Origin of the sequence: Streptomyces sp. VTCC 41912, assembly GCF_045799175.1 — a bacterium.
Lineage (GTDB): Bacteria > Actinomycetota > Actinomycetes > Streptomycetales > Streptomycetaceae > Streptomyces > Streptomyces albulus_C.
Map to the genome: position 1 here is coordinate 1 of NZ_JBJMAB010000057.1, position 18,149 is coordinate 18,149.

The following is an 18,149-nucleotide window of genomic DNA, read 5'->3' on the forward strand; positions in this document are numbered from 1 at the left end:
ACAACGCCCCGCGCAGCGGACAACGCCCCGCGCAGCGGACAACGCCCCGCGCAGCGGACAACGCCCCGCGCAGCGGCAACGCGCCGCAGGCGCACACAGAAACCCCCACGGCGGGACAGCCGACAACGCCCCGCGCCGCCAGGCGCAAACGGCAACCCCCACGGCGGGACAGCCGACAACGTGGGAAGCGAAGCCCTAGGCCGAGGGCCGCCCCAACGCCCGGTAGGTCCAGCCGGCCTTGCGCCACAGGGTGGGGTCGAGGGCGTTGCGGCCGTCGAGGATGCGGCGTTCGCCGGCTACCTCGGCGAGTGCGGCGGGGTCCAGTTCCCGGAACTCGCGCCATTCGGTGAGGTGCAGGACGACGTGTGCGCCGCGCACCGCTTCCAGGGCGCTCTCCGCGTAGCCGAGGGTGGGGAACAGTCGCTGGGCGTTGGCCATGCCCTTGGGGTCGTAGACGGTGACCTGGCCGCCCTGGAGGTGGATCTGGCCGGCGACGTTGAGGGCGGGGGAGTCGCGGACGTCGTCGGAGTCGGGCTTGAAGGTCGCGCCGAGGACGGCGACGCGCTTGCCGAGGAAGCCGCCGCCGCCGACGGCGTCCCGGGCCAGTTCGACCATGTGGCCGCGGCGGCGCATGTTGATCGAGTCGACCTCGCGCAGGAACGTCAGGGCCTGGTCGGCGCCGAGTTCGCCGGCGCGGGCCATGAAGGCCCGGATGTCCTTGGGCAGGCAGCCGCCGCCGAAGCCGATGCCGGCGCGGAGGAACTTCTTGCCGATGCGTTCGTCGTGGCCGATCGCCTCGGCCAGCTTCACCACGTCGCCGTCGGCGGCCTCGCACACCTCGGCCATGGCGTTGATGAACGAGATCTTGGTGGCCAGGAAGGAGTTGGCGGCGGTCTTCACCAACTCGGCGGTGGGGTAGTCCATGACGACGAACGGCGAGCCCTCGGCGATCGGGGTGGCGTAGACCTCGCGGAGCAGCGCCTCGGCCCGTTCGCTGGTGACGCCGGCCACGAGGCGGTCGGGGTGCAGGGTGTCCCGGACGGCGAAGCCCTCGCGCAGGAACTCGGGGTTCCAGGCGAGTTCGGCGTCGGTGCCGGCGGGTGCGGCGGCGGTCAGGCGCCGGGCGAGCCGGGCCGCGCTGCCGACCGGCACCGTCGACTTGCCGACGACCAGCGTGGGCCGCGTCAGGTGCGGCGCCAGCGCGTCGAAGGCGGCTTCGACGTAGGACATGTCACAGGCGTACTCGCCGTGCTTCTGCGGGGTGTTCACGCAGACGAAGTGGATGTCGCCGAAGGCGCCGACCTCCTCGTAGGAGGTGGTGAAGCGGAGCCGGCCGGTGGAGCCCTCGATGCCGGCGACGTGGCGGCGCAGCAGTTCTTCGAGTCCCGGTTCGTACATCGGGACCTCGCCCCGGCGGAGCATCTCGATCTTCTCCGGCTGCACGTCCAGGCCCAGCACCTCGAAACCCAGCTCGGCCATCGCGGCGGCGTGGGTGGCACCGAGGTAGCCGGTGCCGATCACGGTGATCTTGAGGGCCATTGAGGGGCTCCAGACGTCTGGCGGAATGTGGTGCTGACCGAGCATATCCGCGCACGGAACGCCCCTTCCCGGCCGTGGTGCGCACCATGGGGGACTGTCGGGAACCTCACCTACCCGCGGCCCCGGGATCCGCCCTAGAATCCCTTCTCAGTAAGGGTTACTTAACGGTAGTTAGCGCTGCCGGCACCTCTTGGGGAGTGAGAGACCTTGGCGGGAACCGCTGATTTCGATCTGTACCGGCCGTCCGAGGAGCACGACATGCTCCGCGAGTCGGTGCGCTCGCTCGCCGAGGCGAAGATCGCGCCGTTCGCCGCCGCGGTGGACGAGGAGGCCCGCTTCCCGCAGGAGGCGCTGGACGCCCTGGTCGCCAACGACCTGCACGCCGTGCACGTGCCGGAGTCCTACGGCGGTGCGGGCGCCGACGCGCTGGCGACCGTGATCGTCATCGAGGAGGTCGCCCGGGTCTGCGCCTCGTCGTCCCTGATCCCGGCGGTCAACAAGCTCGGTTCGCTCCCGGTGATCCTCTCCGGCGGCGAGGACCTGAAGAAGAAGTACCTGGCGCCGCTGGCCAAGGGCGACGCGATGTTCTCGTACTGCCTGAGCGAGCCGGACGCCGGTTCGGACGCGGCGGGGATGAAGACCAAGGCGGTGCGGGACGGGGACTTCTACGTCCTCAACGGCGTGAAGCGGTGGATCACCAACGCCGGGGTGTCGGAGTACTACACGGTCATGGCCGTCACCGACCCGGAGAAGCGGTCCAGGGGCATATCGGCGTTCGTCGTCGAGAAGGGCGACGAAGGCGTCTCCTTCGGTGCCCCGGAGAAGAAGCTCGGCATCAAGGGCTCCCCGACCCGGGAGGTCTACCTCGACAACGTCCGCATCCCCGCCGACCGCATGATCGGCGCGGAGGGCACCGGCTTCGCCACCGCCATGAAGACCCTGGACCACACCCGCATCACCATCGCGGCCCAGGCACTCGGCATCGCCCAGGGCGCGCTGGACTACGCCAAGGGCTACGTCCAGGAGCGCAAGCAGTTCGGCAAGCCGATCGGCGACTTCCAGGGCGTGCAGTTCATGCTCGCCGACATGGCGATGAAGCTGGAGGCGGCCCGGCAGCTCACCTACGCCGCCGCGGCCCGTTCCGAGCGCGTCTCGGCCGGCAGCAAGGGTGAAGACCTGACCTTCTTCGGCGCCGCCGCGAAGTGCTACGCCTCCGACGCCGCCATGGAGATCACCACCGACGCCGTCCAGCTCCTCGGCGGCTACGGCTACACCCGTGACTACCCGCTGGAGCGGATGATGCGGGACGCCAAGATCACCCAGATCTACGAGGGCACTAACCAGGTCCAGCGGATCGTCATGGCGCGGAACCTGCCGTAGTGCAGGGTCCGCCCTAAGGGACGGGGCCCCGACCGCAACTGCGGTCGGGGCCCCGTCCCTTAGGCGGCCGGTCCGGTCAGCTGTCGCCGCCGGAGACGGTGACCGGTTCGTCGTTGTTGAGCTGTTGGACGAGCTGCTTGAGCTTGGCCTGGTCCCAGACCAGGTTGCCGCCGACGGTGCCGGAGATCGGCATGTTCATGGACTTGCCGTTGCCGCTGCTGACGTCCTTCATCGCGAAGAACATCTGGCCCAGGTCCCACAGGCCCATGTCCTTGTCGACCTTCAGCGTGTCCAGGCCGGCGCCCAGCGTCGGGTAGAGCTTGAAGGGGTTGAGGACGGTGCCCGGGGTGGCTGCCTGCTTGGCCACGGCGGCCAGGAACTTCTGCTGGTTCTTGGTGCGCTGGAGGTCCTGCGAGGCGAAGGCGTGCCGGGTCCGGACGAAGGCGAGCGCCTGTGCGCCGGTGAGGGTCTGGGTGCCGGCCTTGAAGTCGGCGCCGGAGTCCTTGTCCTTGAACGCCTGGGGGATGTTCATCTCGACGCCGCCGAGCGCGTCGACGATGTTGGCGAAGCCGGCGAACCCGATCTCGACGTAGTGGTCGATGTGCAGGTGGGTGTTGTACTCGACGGTGCGTACCAGCAGGTCCGGGCCGTCCTCGGCGTAGGTCGCGTTCAGCTTGGTGTGCCGCCCGGTCGCCGGGTACTTCTTGCCGGAGGTCGAGCCGACGTACGAGGGGATCTCGACGTTGGAGTCACGGGGCAGGGATATCAGCGTGGGGCCGTTGCTGCCGTCGTGCAGGATCAGCATCGAGTCGGTGCGCCCGCCGTCGGTGGGGCCGCCGGTGTGCAGCTGCTTCTTCATCTCGTCGGTCATGCCCTCGCGGCTGTCCGTGCCGACGATGAGGTAGTTCGTGCCGTCGCCGGTCGCGGGGCGGTCGATGACCTTGCTCAGGTCGACCTCGCGGCGCAGCTTGCCGTCGGCCCAGAAGTAGGTGCCGATGGAGGCGGCCAGCACCACCACGACCAGGGTGATCAGGGCCCACTTGATGCGGCGGCCCCACCGCGGGCGGGGTCGGGCGTCGTAGCCGTCGCCTCCGCCGTAGCCGTCGCCGCCCCGGCCGCGGCCGCCGCCCCCGCCGTAGACCTGGCCGGTGTTGTAGCCGTCGTCGTGGCTCCGGGACTGCTGCGGCGGCACGCTGCCGCCGCGCGGCGAGAGCGAGGGCGGGAGCGGGGGCTCGTTGCGCTGGTAGCCGGGGCCTGCGTCGCGCCGTACGTGCGGCATGGCGCGCGCGCCCTCCGGCTCGGCGCCGCTGCCGCGCCCGTACCGGTTGCCGCTCTGGTCGCCGGACCGTCCTTGGGGCCACTCATTCATAGGGGGAAGTGTGCACGCCGCGGGAGTCCGCTCCATAGGGCGGGTACCGGATCGGGCCGCGGCTGTTGCAGAGCTGATGCAAAGCGACGCAGCCCTAACGGGCCATACCCCGAAGGGCCCGACGATTCCGGCGCGACCATCGGAAGCATCCATTCCGGATGGTTCCAGGCGTCGGAGAGGAGAGGCATCTCACGCCCGCACCGAGACCTGCGTCACTCCGGGCCGGGTCCGTTCCCCGGCCCGCGCCGTACGGTCCCGTACGGCACCGGCTTACGCTGTTCTGCATGACCGACCTCGCCACCAACAGCCCGGAGGACGGCCCTGCGGGCAAGCCCACCTCCGTCTCCCGCACCACGCTGTCGCACATCATGACCGCGGCCGACACCAACCTCCTCGGCACGGTGCACGGCGGCGTGATCATGAAACTGGTCGACGACGCCGCGGGCGCGGTCGCGGGCCGGCACTCCGGCGGCCCCGCGGTGACCGCGTCCATGGACGAGATGGCCTTCCTGGAGCCGGTCCGGGTCGGCGACCTCGTCCACGTCAAGGCGCAGGTCAACTGGACCGGCCGGTCCTCCATGGAGGTCGGCGTCCGGGTGCTGGCCGAGCGCTGGAACGAATCCACCCCCGCCCAGCAGGTCGGCTCCGCCTACCTCGTCTTCGCCGCCGTCGACGAGCACGGCAAGCCCCGCACGGTGCCGCCCGTGGTCCCCGAGACCGAGCGGGACAGGCGGCGCTACCAGGAGGCCCAGATCCGCCGGACGCACCGGTTGGCCCGCCGCCGCGCCATCAAGGAGCTGCGCGAGCGGCGCGCCGCCGAGGGCCTCGACGACGCCTGAGCGCCGCCGCCCGGCCGGGCGGCGGCGCTCACGCCTCCTCGGGCGCGGGCGCCGCGGCGGCGACCGTCCGGTGGTGCAGCGCCCGGTGGTGCAGCACCGCCGCGGCCGCCTTCGCCAGCAGCGCCAGCGCCGCCCCGAGGACCGTCCCGGCCGCCGCGCACAGCACGTCGTCGATGTCGGCGACCCGGCCCGCCCGCATCAGCAGCTGCGCCACCTCGATGACGACGCTCAGCCCCACCCCCAGCAGGAACGCCCCGGCCGCCGACCACCGGGGCGCGGCGCACCGCAGCAGCAGCGGCAACGGCACGAAGAGCGCCGTGCCGGCGATCAGGCGCCGCACCAGCAGCGCCACCTGGTTCGGCTCCAGCTGGGCGCCCAGTTCGAACAGTCCCTCCCCGGGGCGCCACCAGAACGTGGCGTCCCCGGAGCCGATCGGCTGGGTGGGGGCGAGGGTGACCACCAGCGTCAGCAGCAGCCAGGCCGCCAGCAGCACCCGGGCGGTGGTGCGCGGGGCCCGCCGCTGCGGGGCCCGCAGCGCCCACAGCGCCAGGCCCAGGGCCAGCGCCAGCGCCCCGAGCAGGAAGAGGACCACCGTCGTCGGTGTGATGGCCAGGACGACCTGCCACATGCTCCGCACCCACCTTTCCGGACCCCGGACGCCGCAGGCCCGGTGTCAGCCGCAGCTCCACTTGGTGACGAAGACCGTCGCGGTGTGCTCCATGACGCCCCGGATGCACTCGTCCGGCAGCATCTCCACCCGCCCGCTCAGCCGGAGCGTGCCGCCCTGGGTCCGTCCGGTGCCGAACCAGCCGGGGAACGCGGTGATCCGGGAGTTCTTGCGCTGGTAGCCGAGCCGGACGGTGAGCTCGCCGGGCATCGGCTCGTCGCGCCGGTAGACGGCGGTGTAGCGGCCCGGGGCGCCGACCGGCCCGCGCAGGCACAGCCGGCCGCGGACCAGGACGCCGCAGCCGGTCGGCGCGTCCGGGGCCGCCGGGGCCGCCGCCGCGGTGGCCGCGAGGAGTCCCAGCACGGCGACGGCGGCCGCGGTCCGGCCCGCGCGGTGCCGTCGGCCCGGCCCGGCCGGCTGCGGCCCCGGCGCGGTCCGTCGGGGCGCGGGAACGGTCATCGGCACACCGCTTGGTCGCCGGTGATCGCCGCCAACGACCCGGGGGCCGCGGTCGGCTCCTCGGCCCGCACCGGCCGCACCGCCCGGAAGCCCGTCCCGACGGTGAGCCGCATCACCGGCCCCTGCCCGGCCGTCGGCCGCAGCCGGGCGCCGGGCAGCGCCGCGGCCAGCGAGCGCGCCGAGCGGTCCCAGTGGGGGTCGTAGGAGAGCACCGTCTCGGTCGCGGTGCCGTGCGCGGCGTCGCCGGCCACCTCGGTGGCGAAGCCGATGGCGTGCAGCTGCCGGGTGACCTGGGCCGCCTGACCGGGCCGCCCGGTGCCGTTCTCGACCTGCACCCGGACGTGCTCGGGCGGGACGTCCACGACCGGCGCGGCCGGCGCCTTCGGGTCCGGGCGGGCCGCGAACGGACGGTCCTCGCGCAGCGCCCGGAACAGCTGCGGCGCCCGGACCGGGTCCCAGCGCACCGTCGAGCCCAGCCCCGGCACGTTCTCGGCCTCGCCGCGCAGCGGCACCGAGGCGAACTCCGACGAGGCCGGGCCGAAGCCGCGCATCGCCTGTGCCAGGTCGGCCAGGTCGCCCGCCCCGAAGCCGTCGTCGGCCCGCACCGAGCGGAGCATGGCGTCCGCCACCTCCTTGAAGCGGACCGGGTTCATCAGCACGCCGGACGAGGTGATCCGGTCCAGCAGCGCGGCCAGGAACCGCTGCTGGCGCTGCATCCGCCCCAGGTCGGCGGAGGCGTCGACGTGGCGCGAGCGGACGTACTGGAGCGCCCGGCCGCCGTTGAGCCGCGAGGTGCCGGCCGGCAGGTCCAGCCCCGAGAAGCGGTCCCGCAGCGGCCGCACCGTGCACACCTCCACCCCGCCGACCGCGTCCACGGTCCGCATGAAGCTGGTGAAGTCGACCTCCAGGTAGTGGTCGATGTGCACCCCCGTCATGTGCTCGACGGTGCGCACGGTCAGGTTGGGGCCGCCCTCGGCATAGGCGGCGTTCAGCTTCAGGGCGTGCCGCGGGTGGCGCCGGCCGTCGGCGTCCTGGTGCGCGGGCACCTCGGCGTACGAGTCGCGGGGCAGGCTGACGACGCTGGCGCGGCTGCGGTCGGCGGAGAGGTGGACCAGCATCAGGGTGTCGGTGCAGTGACAGGGGTCACCGCCCAGGTGGTACTTCTGCTTCTCCTCGTCGGTCAGCTTGTCCCGGCCGTCGGTGCCGACGACCAGGAAGGTCAGGCCGGCGCCGCCGCCGGGCCGGTCGCTGATGCCCTGGAAGGCGTCCACCCGGCTGATCCCGGTCTCCACGCCGGTGACCATGGCGTGGCCCACCCCGCTCGCGGACAGCAGCAGGGCGGTCGCCGCGGCGCTGATCCGCACCCCCCAGCGGGCTCGCTGCGGCCGGCGTCGTAGGCGGCGGCGGGACCGTCGGGGGCGTCGGCCCGGGACGGTGCGGGAGGAGGGGGACGGCACGGTCACGGGCCACCTCCGCGGTGGACGGGGACAGGGGCGGCGGGGCCGCGCGGGCGGGTCCGGCCGGTGCGCGGACGGGTGCGGTACGGAGCCCGTCACGGAACGGACCGAGTCACCGTAAACCCGTACGATCTGCATCAAAACGCCACACACCGGGCGGTCGTCGTCCGGCCACCCGGTTGCCGTCCGACGGGGTCCCCCGTTCGCGGTACCGTGAGGCGGAATACCGCAGTCTCCCGGCGGGCGCTGCCGCCCCGATGGCGGCTCGCCGCGGGCCGTACCCCCGAGGAACCATGCCCCAGCAGCAGCTCCCGGCCGTCTCCGTGATCATGCCGGTGCTCAACGAGGAACGTCACCTGCGCAACGCGGTCCGGCACATCCTGGCGCAGGAGTACGCCGGCGAGATGGAGGTGGTGATCGCCCTCGGCCCCTCCACGGACCGCACCGACGAGATCGCCGCGGGACTGGTCCGCGAGGACCCCCGGGTGCACACCGTCGCCAACCCCACGGGCCGCACCCCGGCCGCCCTGAACGCCGCGATCAAGGCGTCCCGGCACCCCGTCGTCGTCCGCGTCGACGGCCACGGCATGCTCTCGCCGAACTACATCGCCACCGCCGTGCGCCTCCTGGAGGAGACCGGCGCGGCCAACGTCGGCGGCATCATGCACGCCGAGGGCGAGAACGCCTGGGAGGAGGCGGTGGCCGCCGCCATGACCTCCAAGATCGGCGTCGGCAACGCCGCCTTCCACACCGGCGGCGCGGCCGGCCCCGCCGAAACGGTCTACCTCGGCGTCTTCCGGCGCGAGGTGCTGGAGCAGCAGGGCGGCTACAACGAGGAGTTCATCCGCGCCCAGGACTGGGAGCTGAACTTCCGCATCCGCGAGGCCGGCGGGCAGGTCTGGTTCTCGCCGGAGCTGAAGGTCCAGTACCGGCCGCGGCCCAGCGTCAGGGCGCTGGCCAAGCAGTACAAGGACTACGGCAAGTGGCGGCACGTCGTCGCCCGCTACCACTCCGGATCGATCAACCTGCGCTACCTCGCCCCGCCGACCGCGGTCTGCGCCATCGCGGCGGGCCTGGTCGTCGGCGCGGCCGTCACGCCCTGGGGCCTCGTCGTCCCGGCCGGCTACCTGGCCGCGATCACCGCGGGTTCGCTGCCGGCCGGCAAGGGCCTGTCGCTGAAGGCCCGCGCCCAGATCCCGCTGGCCCTGGCGACCATGCACATGTCGTGGGGCACCGGCTTCCTCACCAGCCCGCGCGCCCTCGCGCAGAAGGTCATCGCCAGCCGGCGGCCCGCGGTGGTGCCGGCCCCGGCCGCGGAGTAACCGCCCCGGTGCGCGCCTTTCGGGGCGCGCACCGCATGGCGCGGGCGTCGACCCGTCAGAACGAGTACTGCGGGTTGACCTTCATGCAGGCCGAGGAGTCCTTCTCCGCGTTGAGCGGGTCCGCGCTCTTGGGGGCCTGGTGCGTCGACCCGCCGTCGCCGTCGGCCGCCGGGTACGTCGTGCCGGTCCGCCAGTCGTTCCCGACCACCAGCCGCACGGTTCCGACCGCGGACGACTCCCGCACCGCACCGCTCGGCAGCCCCAGGGCCTTGGCGAGCGCCAGGGCGTCGCCGCGCTGGGCGGCGTCCCGGTAGAGCAGGGTGGTGTCGGCCCGGCTGGTGAGCTGGGAGTCGGTGTGCGCGCCGGTGTAGCCGAGCGCCAGCAGTCGGGCGTGCAACTCGTTGGCGCGACCGCCGGCCGGGCCGCGCGCGCCGTCGGTGCCGTTCTGCACGACGACGTCCAGCTTCGCCTTGGGCGTCGACGGTCCGGGCTCCGACTTCTTCTTGGCGCCGGCGCCGGCCTTGCCGTCCAGCGCGACGTCGTTGCGCAGCATCGCGAAGGTCGCCTCCGCCTCACCGGGCTTGGGGAGCACGTACTTCTCCCCGGGACCGTACTGCCACGGCATGGTGGCCATCGTGATGCGCTTGGTCGGCACCCGCTGGAGGTCGCCGCCCAGGTCGTAGAGCTTCTTGACCGAGCCCAGCCCGTCGTCGACGGTGAGCGCGCTGGTCGCGGCCTCCGCGAGGTCCCGCAGCTGCACCGGATCGGTGAGCTTGGTGCCCTGCTTGAGCTGCCGGATCATCGAATTCATGTACATGTGCTGGGCCTTGGCCCGGCCGATGTCGGTGTTGTCCTCGAAGCCGTAACGGGTGCGCAGCCACTGGAGCGCCTGGACGCCCTGGACGGAGTGGGTGCCCTTGGTGAGCTTCAGCCCGCTGCCGTGGCCCCTTCTGTCGTGCGAGTAGACGTTGCGGTCGACGCAGACCGGCACCCCGCCGACCGCGTCGGCCATGTCCACCACCCCGGCGAAGTCGACCATCATGAAGTGGTCGATGTAGATGCCGGTCAGCTCCTTCCAGGTGGCGACGGTGCATCCCGGACCGCCGTGCTGGAGCGACTCGTTGATGGCGGCGGTGGTCCGCGGGTAGACGTGGCCGTCCTTGGGGTCGGTGCACTGCGGGATGTCCACCCGGGTGTCGCGCGGTATGGAGATCACCGACATGTTGCTGCGGTCGGCGCTGACGTGCAGCAGCATCTGCACGTCCGCCAGTGGTTTGCGGTCCGCGTCCTGGCGGGCCCCGCCCAGTTCGATGTTCTTCTCGCTGTTCCGGCCGTCCGAACCCACCAGCAGGATGTTCATCGGCGTCTGCCCGAACGCGTTGGGCTCCGGCTTCGCCAGCCCGCCCGGACCGAGGTCCAGTGCCTCCTTGCGGAGGTTGGAGTTCAGGTGCTGGTAGTAGAGGTAGCCGCCGGTCGCCCCGGCCACCAGGAGCACGCCCAGGCCCAACGCGGTCCAGCGCAGCACCCGGCGTCCCCTGCGGCGGCGCGGCGGGCGCCCCTCGCGGTGCCCGCCCGGCCCGTCCTCGGGCGGACCGCCGCCCCCGTCGGGAGCCGGGCCGCCGGAACCCCCCTCGGGGGCCCAGCCCGGCGCGTCCGGGGGCAGCCCCTTGTCCTCGAAGCCCTTCTCCGCCGTCCAGCCGAGCCGCTTCGGCTCGGGCTCCGGCTCCGCTTCCCGTCGCCCCCGACGCTGCCCCTCACCGCGCACACCGCTCTGCGGCATTCGGCCCACTCCCCGTCGTCCGTTCCGGTGCGTGCGGCGGCCCGGCACGAGGGCCGGTGCCGCCGCGGCGCCCGGCGCGAGCTCCGGCTCCGTCGGACGCGGCGGACGCCGGGTCCGCTACGGGGCGCCCGTGCCGGGGCCCGCCGGATTACTTCGCGCAGATGTTCTTGTCATCTGCATTGACGTGCTGAACCCCCTCCGGGGTTTCGGTCGGGGCCTCGATCGGTGAACCCGGGGCGGTGAAGTCCTTGCCGAGCACCAGCTTCATCGGGACCCGCGCACCGGCGTCCGCGGTCGTCTGCTTCAACGCGCTCTTGGGCAGCCCCATCCATTCGGCCAGCGTGGCGGCCTGGTCCGCCTGGTTGGGCGCGTACTCCAGCCGGGTCGCGGACAGCTTCTCCGCGGCGTTGCCGGCGTTGGTCGAGAGCCGCGCGCCCTTGTTGTTCTGGAGCCAGTCGACGGTCTCCTGGGCCGCGCCGAACGGCCCGCCCCCGTTGGTGACGTCGACTCGGACCAGCTCCGGCGGGGCCTTCTTGACCGGTGCGGACTTCTTGCCGCCCTTGTCCTTGCCGGCGCCCTTGGACAGCGTGTGGTCCTGCTGCACCATCTTGAACAGCGGGTCGGCCTTGGCCTCGTCCAGTATCACGGTGGCCTTGTCCCGGGGGTTGTCCAGCACCGGGACGGTGGCGAAAGTGATCTTGTTGAGGTCGACCTTCTTCAGGTCGTTGCCGAAGTCCATCAGCTTCGAGGCGCTGCCGATGCCGGTGTCCACGGTCAGCGCCTTGGTCGCGGCCTGCGCCACGTCGAGCAGCTTGCTCGGGCTGCTGAACGCGCTGGACTTCAGCTTGCGGATCAGCGATCCGACGAACTGCTGCTGGAGCTGAATCCGACTCAGGTCGCTGCCGGTGCCCACCGCGTGCCGGGTCCGCACGAACGCCAGCGCCTGCTCGCCCTTGACGACGTGCCGACCGGCCGTCAGCTTCAGGTGCGACTTGGGGTCGTCGATGTCCTTGCCCGCGCACACCTCGACGCCGTCGACCGCGTTGGACAGGTCCTTCACGGCGTTGAAGTCGGCCATCATGAAGTGATTGACCTTCACGCCGGTGAGCTTCTCGACGGTCCGCCAGGTGCACCCCGGGTCCCGACCCTCCTGGCCCAGGCTGGTGTTGAACCGCACGTGCTGCTGGCCCGGGATGACCTTCGTCGAGCCGTCCGGCTGCTTGGTCGGGCAGTCCGGGATGTCGGTGACCAGGTCGCGCGGGATGCTCAACGCGGTGGCGTTGGTGCGGTCCTTGGACACGTGCATCAGGATCGTGGTGTCCGCGTGGCCGACGCTGCCCGAGTCGCCGTAGCCGGCGTCGCCCTTGCCGGTGCGCGCGTCGGTGCCGATGACCAGCAGGTTCACCGGGCCGTCGGTGACCGCGGAGTTCTCCTCGCCGACGTCGACCTTCTTGATGTTGCCGTCGAGCTGTTGGTAGATGACGAACGCCGTGCCGCAGCCGGCGACGAGCACGAAGCCCACCACACCGGCCGTCCAGTACACGAACTTCCGCTTGCCCGACTGCTTCGGCTTGGGCCTGCGGCGACCCGCCGCCGCACCACCTGCCGCCGCCGCGGACCCGGCCCGTTCCGCGGCCCGGCGCGCCGCCCGGCCGCCCGCCGCGGGCTCGCCGGCGTCGTCCTTGCGCCGGCCCCGCTGCACCGGCAGCGGACGGGTGTCGGTGTCGCCGCCCCCCGCGCCCGGATTCCGCGCGGAACGTCTGCCGGGCGCCTTGCGGTCGGCGGGCCGAGCCTGGCCCTGACCCGTCGGGTCAAGCCGCAACTCGTAGTTGCCGGTGTTCGGATCGAACACCCACTGATCGGCGGGGTCGACGTTGTCGTCGCCCGCCCGCCCACGGCCTTGCGCGTCCACGGTGCCTTGAGTCCTCCGTCGGTACCCCGCGGCGCCATCCCCTCAAGGCGCTCGGTCGGTCGATCGCGTAGTAAATGATTCAGTACTTGGTCGCCGGTCAACGGTCATCGGTCAGCTGGTCGAGCGGACCGGATCGCTCACACTATCCGCCCGGTTCAGCGTCGGGCGACGCCCGTGACACATTCCACTTCCCTACAACTGGGCAATCCGCCCATTCCCTTCACGGCGCCGCGGCGCACCGTGCGGCCTTTTTATTCGCAGGCGCCGTGTTCTGCGGTGGTTCCGGGAAAAGCCGGTGGTGAACTCGCGGCGGGCCCCGGCCGACCGGCCCGACCGTTGTCGACCGCCGTGCCGACCGCCTTGTCGATCGCCTTGTCGACCGCTTTGCCGAGCGCTTTGTCGTCGGCCGCCGCGGACGGCCGCTGCGGCACCACCGTCACCGATTGGTCCTTGCGCAGCCGCCCGAAGAGCCGGTCCGCATCGGGTTGCACCAGCTCATCGCGATTCGGGTCGTAGCGGTAAGCGGTGCGCGGCACGGTCAGGAACTGCACGTGCGCGGTGGGAATGCCGCGCATGCTGCGGACCAATTCGTACAACCCCCGGAGGGAAGCGAGTCCGGCATCGGTCGTGAGGGAACTCGTCGCGGCATCCATCACCGGATACAGCCGCATCGGATTGAGCAGCACACCATTGCTCTGCACTTTCTTCACCAAAGCGGCGAGGAACTGTTGCTGCCGCTCCATGCGTTGGGTGTCGCTGCCGTCGCCCAAGCTCTTGCGGGCCCGTACGAAACCGAGCGCCGCCTCGCCGTCCAACGTCTGCCGACCGGCCGGCAACGCCACGTGCGCCTCGTCATCCTCGATGGGCCGGGCCAGACACACCTGCACCCCGTGCACCGCGTCCACCATGTTCTTGAAGCCCGTGAAGTCCACGATGACGTGGTGATCGATCCGGATCCGGGTCATCCGCTCCACCGTGCGGATCGTGCACGCCGCACCGCCGAACGCGAACGCCCAGTTGAACTGCACCGTCTGCGGCGCCGACTCCGTCCCGTCCGCGCGCTTGCAGTGCGGCACCGCCACCATCACGTCGCGCGGCACGCTGACCGCGGTGGCGCTCTTCCGGTCCGCCGCCAGGTGCAGCAGGATCGTGGTGTCCGAACGCTGGGTGCCGCTGTCCGCCCCGTACTCGCCGTTGTCGCCACCGCGGTTGTCCGAGCCGATCAGCAGGATGTTCTGCGCGTTCGGCGGGCCCGCCGGCGGCCGCTCCGACTCGTACTTCTCCAGTTCCCGCTCGGTGGCGCTGTCCGAGCGGATGTTGCCGTTGAGCCGGGTCCAGATGGCCCACCCCAACCCCGCCGACGCCACCACCGCGACGGTCAGCACCAGCGCGGCGGCCCGCAGCCAGTGGCGGTGCCGCGGCGCCGGGGTGCGCACCGGCCCCGGCCGGCCGGCCGCCAACCGCCCCACGGGCCGCGCCGGCCAGCCCCGGAACCGCGCCCCGCGCCCACCGCCCTCCGAAGGACGCCGGCGGCCGGGCGGGGTGTCGGGGCTCTCGGTCACGGGGGCGTCCCTCCCTCACGGAAGTCGGCGACACGCTCCCGCCGCCGGGCATCGCCGGGGAGGAGACCACCGGACCCCGCACCGGGGAGCCCGTACGCGCCGGGCGTACGTACACCGAGCATGGCCCCGCGCGGCCGGCCCGGCCCGCCCGGCGGGGCTCCCCTCGGCCGGACGGGGGAGCCGACGCCCCCGGCCGGGCCGCCCGTCCTACGGGCGGGGCACCGTGAAGGTGACCTTCTCGGTGGCCTCCCGCGCGGCGAGCGCCGTCTCGTCCAGCCGGTCCGCGTGGCGGCACAGCACCACCGAACCACCGGTCGCCAACGGCGCGTACAGCCCGAGCGACAGGCCCCGCCAGGTGTCGTACGCCAGCCCCGACAGCACCCGCGGCGCCGCCGGCAGCCCGGCGTCCGCGGCGTCCGCCGCCGCCCGCTGCCCGATGCCGGCACCGGTCAACTCCACCCCGTCGACGGCCAGCGCCGGCGCCCCCGGATCCACCGGGACGAACGGCGCGAACCGGTCGCCCTGGCCGGGCACCTCCACGGCGTAGTCCGCGAACCCGGCCGGCGGCTGCGGGAACCGGCCGCCCAACGGGCGCAACGCCAGCGCCACCCGCTCGCCGGAACACGCCCGCGCCGCGTCGAGGGTGTCCGGGCCGCTGACGACGAGGTCCGCCGCGGCCGGATCACCGCCCACGTCGGCGACCACGCCCACCGACGCACACGCCACCAACCAGACGGCGGTCTGCCAGTGCGCGGGCAACAGCAGCGCGAGCCGGTCGCCGGGCTCGGCGGCCAGGTCACCCTGGAGGTAGTTGGCGGTCTTCGCCACCCAATTGGCGAAGGTCGCGACGGAGAGTTCGACCCGCTCGCCGGTGGCGTCGTCGTAGAAGGTCACCAGCGGGCGGGCCGGGTCCGCGGCGAGCGCGGAACCCAGCAGGTCGGCGGGGGTGCGATCGGTGGCGTTCATCGCGGCCAGGGTACGCGCGCGGGCCGTTGACGGTCAGTCGGGTGCGGCCCGCGGGCCACCGGTTCGGCCGATGCTCCCGTCGACCAGCGTTGGCGGGCCGCACCCGGCCGTGTCCAGGATTTCCCATGCGCCCCTTCCTCGCGTCCTGCCTCGGCGCCGCGTGCACGGCCGCCCTCGCCCTGCCCCCGGCCCCGGCCGCCGCACGCCCCGCGGACCCCGCCCACCCCGCGGGCCCGGTCGCCGGGCCCGAGGCATCGCGCGCCAGTGACCTGCCGGGCGGCACCCAGTCCCTGCCGCTGGAGCACCTCGTCCCGGCCGCCCCGGGCGCCCCCGCCCAGGACATGGCCGCGCCCCAAGGAGGCGCCGTCCACGAACTGGCCCCCCGCACCGTCCGCCCCTTCTCCCTGGTCGGCATCGTCTGGGACGACGTCGCGGTGGCCCTGCGCGGCCGGGTCCAGATCCGCACCCGGGCCCGCGACGACGGCCGGTGGTCCGGCTGGCAGGACCTCCAGAACGAGAAGAGCGACGACGCCCCCGACCCCGGTGCCCCGGAGGGCCTCGGCAGCGCCACCCGCGGCAGCACGGCCCCCCTGTGGGTCGGCGCCAGCGACGCCGTGCAGGTCCGCCTCACGCTCGCCGACCCGCACCGCGCCGCCCTCGCCGTGCCGCACGGCCTCCGCCTCGAACTCGTCGACCCCGGCCCCGACACCCCCGCCGCCCGCACCGTCCCGGCCGCCACCCCCGAGGCCACCGCCAGTTCCGCAGCCAACGCGCCCCTCGCGCCGCTCGGCGCCACCGAGATCCCGGCCGCCGACCAGGCCGCCGCGCAAGCCGACGTCACCGCCGCCGGCGGCGCCGCCCCGGCCGCACCGGTGCACATCGGCGCCCGCCCCCGCATCGTCACCCGCGCCGGCTGGGGCGCCGACGAGAAACTGCGCGAGGCGCGCTTCGTCTACACCCGCAACGTCCGCGCCGTCTTCGTCCACCACAGCGCCACCGGCAACAACTACACCTGCGCCGAGGCCCCTTCGGTCATCCGCGGCCTGTACCGCTACCACGTCAAGAGCAGCCACTGGCGGGACATCGGCTACAACTTCCTGATCGACAAGTGCGGCACCATCTACGAGGGCCGCGCCGGCGGCGTCGCCAAACCGGTGCTCGGCGCCCACACCCTCGGCTTCAACAACGACAGCACCGGCATCGCCCTGCTCGGCTCGTTCGTCAAGACCGCCCCGCCCCACGCGGCCCTCGAAGCCCTGGGCAAGCTGGCGGCCTGGAAGCTCGGCCTGCACGGCGCCGACCCGCGCGGCCGCACCGCGATGACGTCCACCGGCGGCAACCTCTACCGCAAGGGCAAGGTCGTCGAACAGCACGTCATTTCCGGCCACCGCGACGGCTTCAAGACGGAATGCCCCGGCACCCTCCTCTACGCCGACCTCCCCGACGTCCGCCAGACCGCGGCCCGCCTCCAGGGCCGCTGACCTCGAACGGAGCCCCCGGCGGCGCCGCAGCCGTGAAACTCGTCACCCCGCTCCCGCGGACTCGACGGCCCGGACACTGAACCGATCACCGCCACCACGCGTCCTAGGTGCCGCGAGACCACCCGTCACCCCGTCACCACCCCGGCCGCGTCCCGGCGTCCCGCCGGCCGGGCCCGATGTCCCATCTGCCTACACTGGTCCGCCGACCAGCCGACCCCCAGGAAGCAGAGAAGACCACGTGAGCGTCGCCCCCGCAGCCGCCGGGCCGCGGCCGACGAGACGATCCCCGCGCCGTTGCGCCGCGGGGGCGGAGAAGCGAACAAGAGGACACAAGTGACCGAAGCGATCCTCCTGGTCGGCGGCAAGGGCACCCGGTTGCGCCCGCTGACGGTGCACACGCCCAAGCCCATGGTCCCGGCCGCCGGCGTGCCCTTCCTCACCCACCAACTGGCCCGCGCCCGCGCCGCCGGCGTCGAGCACGTCGTCCTGGCCACGTCCTACCTCGCCGAGGTCTTCGAGCCGTACTTCGGCGACGGGTCCGCGCTCGGCCTGCACCTGGAATACGTGACCGAAGTGGAGCCGCTGGGCACCGGCGGCGCCATCCGCAACGTCGCCTCCCGCCTCCACTCGGCCCCCGGCGACCCGGTGCTGATCTTCAACGGCGACATCCTCACCGGCCTGGACATCCGCGCCCTGGTCGACACCCACCGCACCAGCGGCGCCGACGTCTCCCTGCACCTCTCCCGGGTCGAGGACCCGCGCGCCTTCGGACTGGTCCCCACCGACGACACCGGCCGGGTCACCGCCTTCCTGGAGAAGCCGCAGACCCCCGAGGAGATCGTCACCGACCAGATCAACGCCGGCGCCTACGTCTTCAACCGCTCGGTCATCGACACCATCCCCACCGGCCGCCCGGTCTCCGTCGAACGCGAGACCTTCCCCGGCCTGCTCGCCGACGGCGCCCACCTCCAGGGCATGGTCGACTCCACCTACTGGCTCGACCTCGGCACCCCGCAGGCGTTCGTCCGCGGCTCCGCCGACCTGGTCCTGGGCCGCGCCCCGTCCCCGGCCGTCCCCGGCCGCTGCGGCGACCGCCTGGTCCTGGAGGGCGCCGACGTCGCCCCGGACGCCAAGCTGACCGGCGGCACGGTCGTCGGCCCGACGGCCACCATCGGCGCCGGCGCCCGGGTGGACGGCAGCACTGTCCTCGACGGCGCCGTCATCGAGGCGGGCGCACAGGTCCGCGACTCGCTGATCGGCGCCGGCGCCCGGATCGGCGCCCGCACCGTCCTGGACGGCGCGGTGATCGGCGACGGCGCGGTGGTCGGGCCCGACAACGAGCTGCGCGACGGCATCCGCATCTGGTGCGGCGCCGACATCCCCGCCGGCTCGGTGCGCTTCTCCTCCGACCAGTAG

General features: G+C 73.1%; 14 protein-coding genes. 5 read left to right on the forward strand and 9 right to left on the reverse strand.

Annotation, left to right across the window (positions count from 1 at the left end):
• Positions 1–195: 195 nt before the first annotated feature.
• A complete protein-coding gene (locus ACJ6WD_RS38655) occupies positions 196–1,539 on the reverse strand; it encodes a UDP-glucose dehydrogenase family protein (protein ID WP_407617589.1) in 1,344 nt (447 codons plus the stop codon).
• 207 nt (positions 1,540–1,746) lie between these two features.
• On the opposite strand from ACJ6WD_RS38655, the gene ACJ6WD_RS38660 reads away from it, so the two are divergent.
• Positions 1,747–2,919, forward strand: coding sequence for an acyl-CoA dehydrogenase family protein (locus tag ACJ6WD_RS38660; protein ID WP_233661800.1), 1,173 nt, complete (start codon positions 1,747–1,749; stop codon positions 2,917–2,919).
• Between the two features lie 76 nt (positions 2,920–2,995).
• Here ACJ6WD_RS38660 and ACJ6WD_RS38665 read toward each other — a convergent pair whose 3' ends face one another.
• Positions 2,996–4,288 carry an LCP family protein gene (locus ACJ6WD_RS38665; protein ID WP_233661799.1) on the reverse strand — a complete coding sequence of 431 codons (1,293 nt, stop codon included), beginning with the start codon at positions 4,286–4,288 and terminating at the stop codon, positions 2,996–2,998.
• Positions 4,289–4,572: 284 nt separating this feature from the next.
• On the opposite strand from ACJ6WD_RS38665, the gene ACJ6WD_RS38670 reads away from it, so the two are divergent.
• Entirely contained in the window at positions 4,573–5,127 is a 555-nt protein-coding gene (locus ACJ6WD_RS38670; protein WP_016572658.1) for an acyl-CoA thioesterase, read from the forward strand.
• Between the two features lie 28 nt (positions 5,128–5,155).
• On the opposite strand, the gene ACJ6WD_RS38675 is transcribed toward ACJ6WD_RS38670, so the two are convergent.
• From ACJ6WD_RS38675 to ACJ6WD_RS38685, 3 genes are read right to left on the reverse strand one after another with little or no spacing between them, the layout of a single operon-like run.
• Entirely contained in the window at positions 5,156–5,755 is a 600-nt protein-coding gene (locus ACJ6WD_RS38675; protein ID WP_376444970.1) for a VanZ family protein, read from the reverse strand.
• A gap of 45 nt (positions 5,756–5,800) precedes the next feature.
• Positions 5,801–6,253 (reverse strand): hypothetical protein, encoded by a 453-nt coding sequence (locus tag ACJ6WD_RS38680; RefSeq protein ID WP_016572660.1) that lies wholly within the window; start codon positions 6,251–6,253, stop codon positions 5,801–5,803.
• A complete protein-coding gene (locus ACJ6WD_RS38685; RefSeq protein ID WP_376558375.1) occupies positions 6,250–7,557 on the reverse strand; it encodes an LCP family protein in 1,308 nt (435 codons plus the stop codon). Before ACJ6WD_RS38685 ends, ACJ6WD_RS38680 begins: the two co-directional genes overlap by 4 nt.
• A gap of 446 nt (positions 7,558–8,003) precedes the next feature.
• Here ACJ6WD_RS38685 and ACJ6WD_RS38690 point away from each other — a divergent pair, with 446 nt between their 5' ends.
• Positions 8,004–9,032, forward strand: coding sequence for a glycosyltransferase family 2 protein (locus ACJ6WD_RS38690; protein WP_016572511.1), 1,029 nt, complete (start codon positions 8,004–8,006; stop codon positions 9,030–9,032).
• Positions 9,033–9,087: 55 nt separating this feature from the next.
• Here the strand turns inward: ACJ6WD_RS38690 and ACJ6WD_RS38695 are convergent, their stop codons facing one another.
• From ACJ6WD_RS38695 to ACJ6WD_RS38710, 4 genes are all read right to left on the reverse strand, one after another.
• On the reverse strand, positions 9,088–10,812 hold the full coding sequence (locus tag ACJ6WD_RS38695; RefSeq protein ID WP_407617590.1) for an LCP family protein: 1,725 nt from the start codon (positions 10,810–10,812) through the stop codon (positions 9,088–9,090).
• Between the two features lie 148 nt (positions 10,813–10,960).
• Positions 10,961–12,724, reverse strand: a complete 1,764-nt coding sequence (locus tag ACJ6WD_RS38700) for an LCP family protein (protein ID WP_407617591.1) — start codon at positions 12,722–12,724, stop codon at positions 10,961–10,963.
• 251 nt (positions 12,725–12,975) lie between these two features.
• Positions 12,976–14,109, reverse strand: coding sequence for an LCP family protein (locus ACJ6WD_RS38705; protein ID WP_374206913.1), 1,134 nt, complete (start codon positions 14,107–14,109; stop codon positions 12,976–12,978).
• A gap of 384 nt (positions 14,110–14,493) precedes the next feature.
• Positions 14,494–15,252 carry a TIGR03089 family protein gene (locus ACJ6WD_RS38710; protein WP_233661793.1) on the reverse strand — a complete coding sequence of 253 codons (759 nt, stop codon included), beginning with the start codon at positions 15,250–15,252 and terminating at the stop codon, positions 14,494–14,496.
• A gap of 125 nt (positions 15,253–15,377) precedes the next feature.
• Between ACJ6WD_RS38710 and ACJ6WD_RS38715 the strand changes: the two genes are divergently transcribed.
• Together ACJ6WD_RS38715 and ACJ6WD_RS38720 are read left to right on the forward strand one after the other, a co-directional pair.
• Positions 15,378–16,733, forward strand: coding sequence for a peptidoglycan recognition protein (locus ACJ6WD_RS38715; protein ID WP_376444986.1), 1,356 nt, complete (start codon positions 15,378–15,380; stop codon positions 16,731–16,733).
• A 333-nt stretch (positions 16,734–17,066) separates the two neighbouring features.
• A complete protein-coding gene (locus ACJ6WD_RS38720; RefSeq protein ID WP_020931099.1) occupies positions 17,067–18,149 on the forward strand; it encodes a sugar phosphate nucleotidyltransferase in 1,083 nt (360 codons plus the stop codon).

Excerpts from the sequence above, each read along its gene's own strand:
- ACJ6WD_RS38665 (WP_233661799.1), bottom strand. The coding sequence starts at position 4,288 with ATGAATGAGTGGCCCCAAGGACGGTCCGGCGACCAGAGCGGCAACCGG.
- ACJ6WD_RS38675 (WP_376444970.1), bottom strand. The coding sequence starts at position 5,755 with ATGTGGCAGGTCGTCCTGGCCATCACACCGACGACGGTGGTCCTCTTC.
- ACJ6WD_RS38695 (WP_407617590.1), bottom strand. The coding sequence starts at position 10,812 with ATGCCGCAGAGCGGTGTGCGCGGTGAGGGGCAGCGTCGGGGGCGACGG.
- ACJ6WD_RS38715 (WP_376444986.1), top strand. The coding sequence starts at position 15,378 with ATGCGCCCCTTCCTCGCGTCCTGCCTCGGCGCCGCGTGCACGGCCGCC.
- ACJ6WD_RS38710 (WP_233661793.1), bottom strand. The coding sequence starts at position 15,252 with ATGAACGCCACCGATCGCACCCCCGCCGACCTGCTGGGTTCCGCGCTC.
- ACJ6WD_RS38670 (WP_016572658.1), top strand. The coding sequence starts at position 4,573 with ATGACCGACCTCGCCACCAACAGCCCGGAGGACGGCCCTGCGGGCAAG.
- ACJ6WD_RS38690 (WP_016572511.1), top strand. The coding sequence starts at position 8,004 with ATGCCCCAGCAGCAGCTCCCGGCCGTCTCCGTGATCATGCCGGTGCTC.
- ACJ6WD_RS38680 (WP_016572660.1), bottom strand. The coding sequence starts at position 6,253 with ATGACCGTTCCCGCGCCCCGACGGACCGCGCCGGGGCCGCAGCCGGCC.
- ACJ6WD_RS38655 (WP_407617589.1), bottom strand. The coding sequence starts at position 1,539 with ATGGCCCTCAAGATCACCGTGATCGGCACCGGCTACCTCGGTGCCACC.
- ACJ6WD_RS38685 (WP_376558375.1), bottom strand. The coding sequence starts at position 7,557 with ATGGTCACCGGCGTGGAGACCGGGATCAGCCGGGTGGACGCCTTCCAG.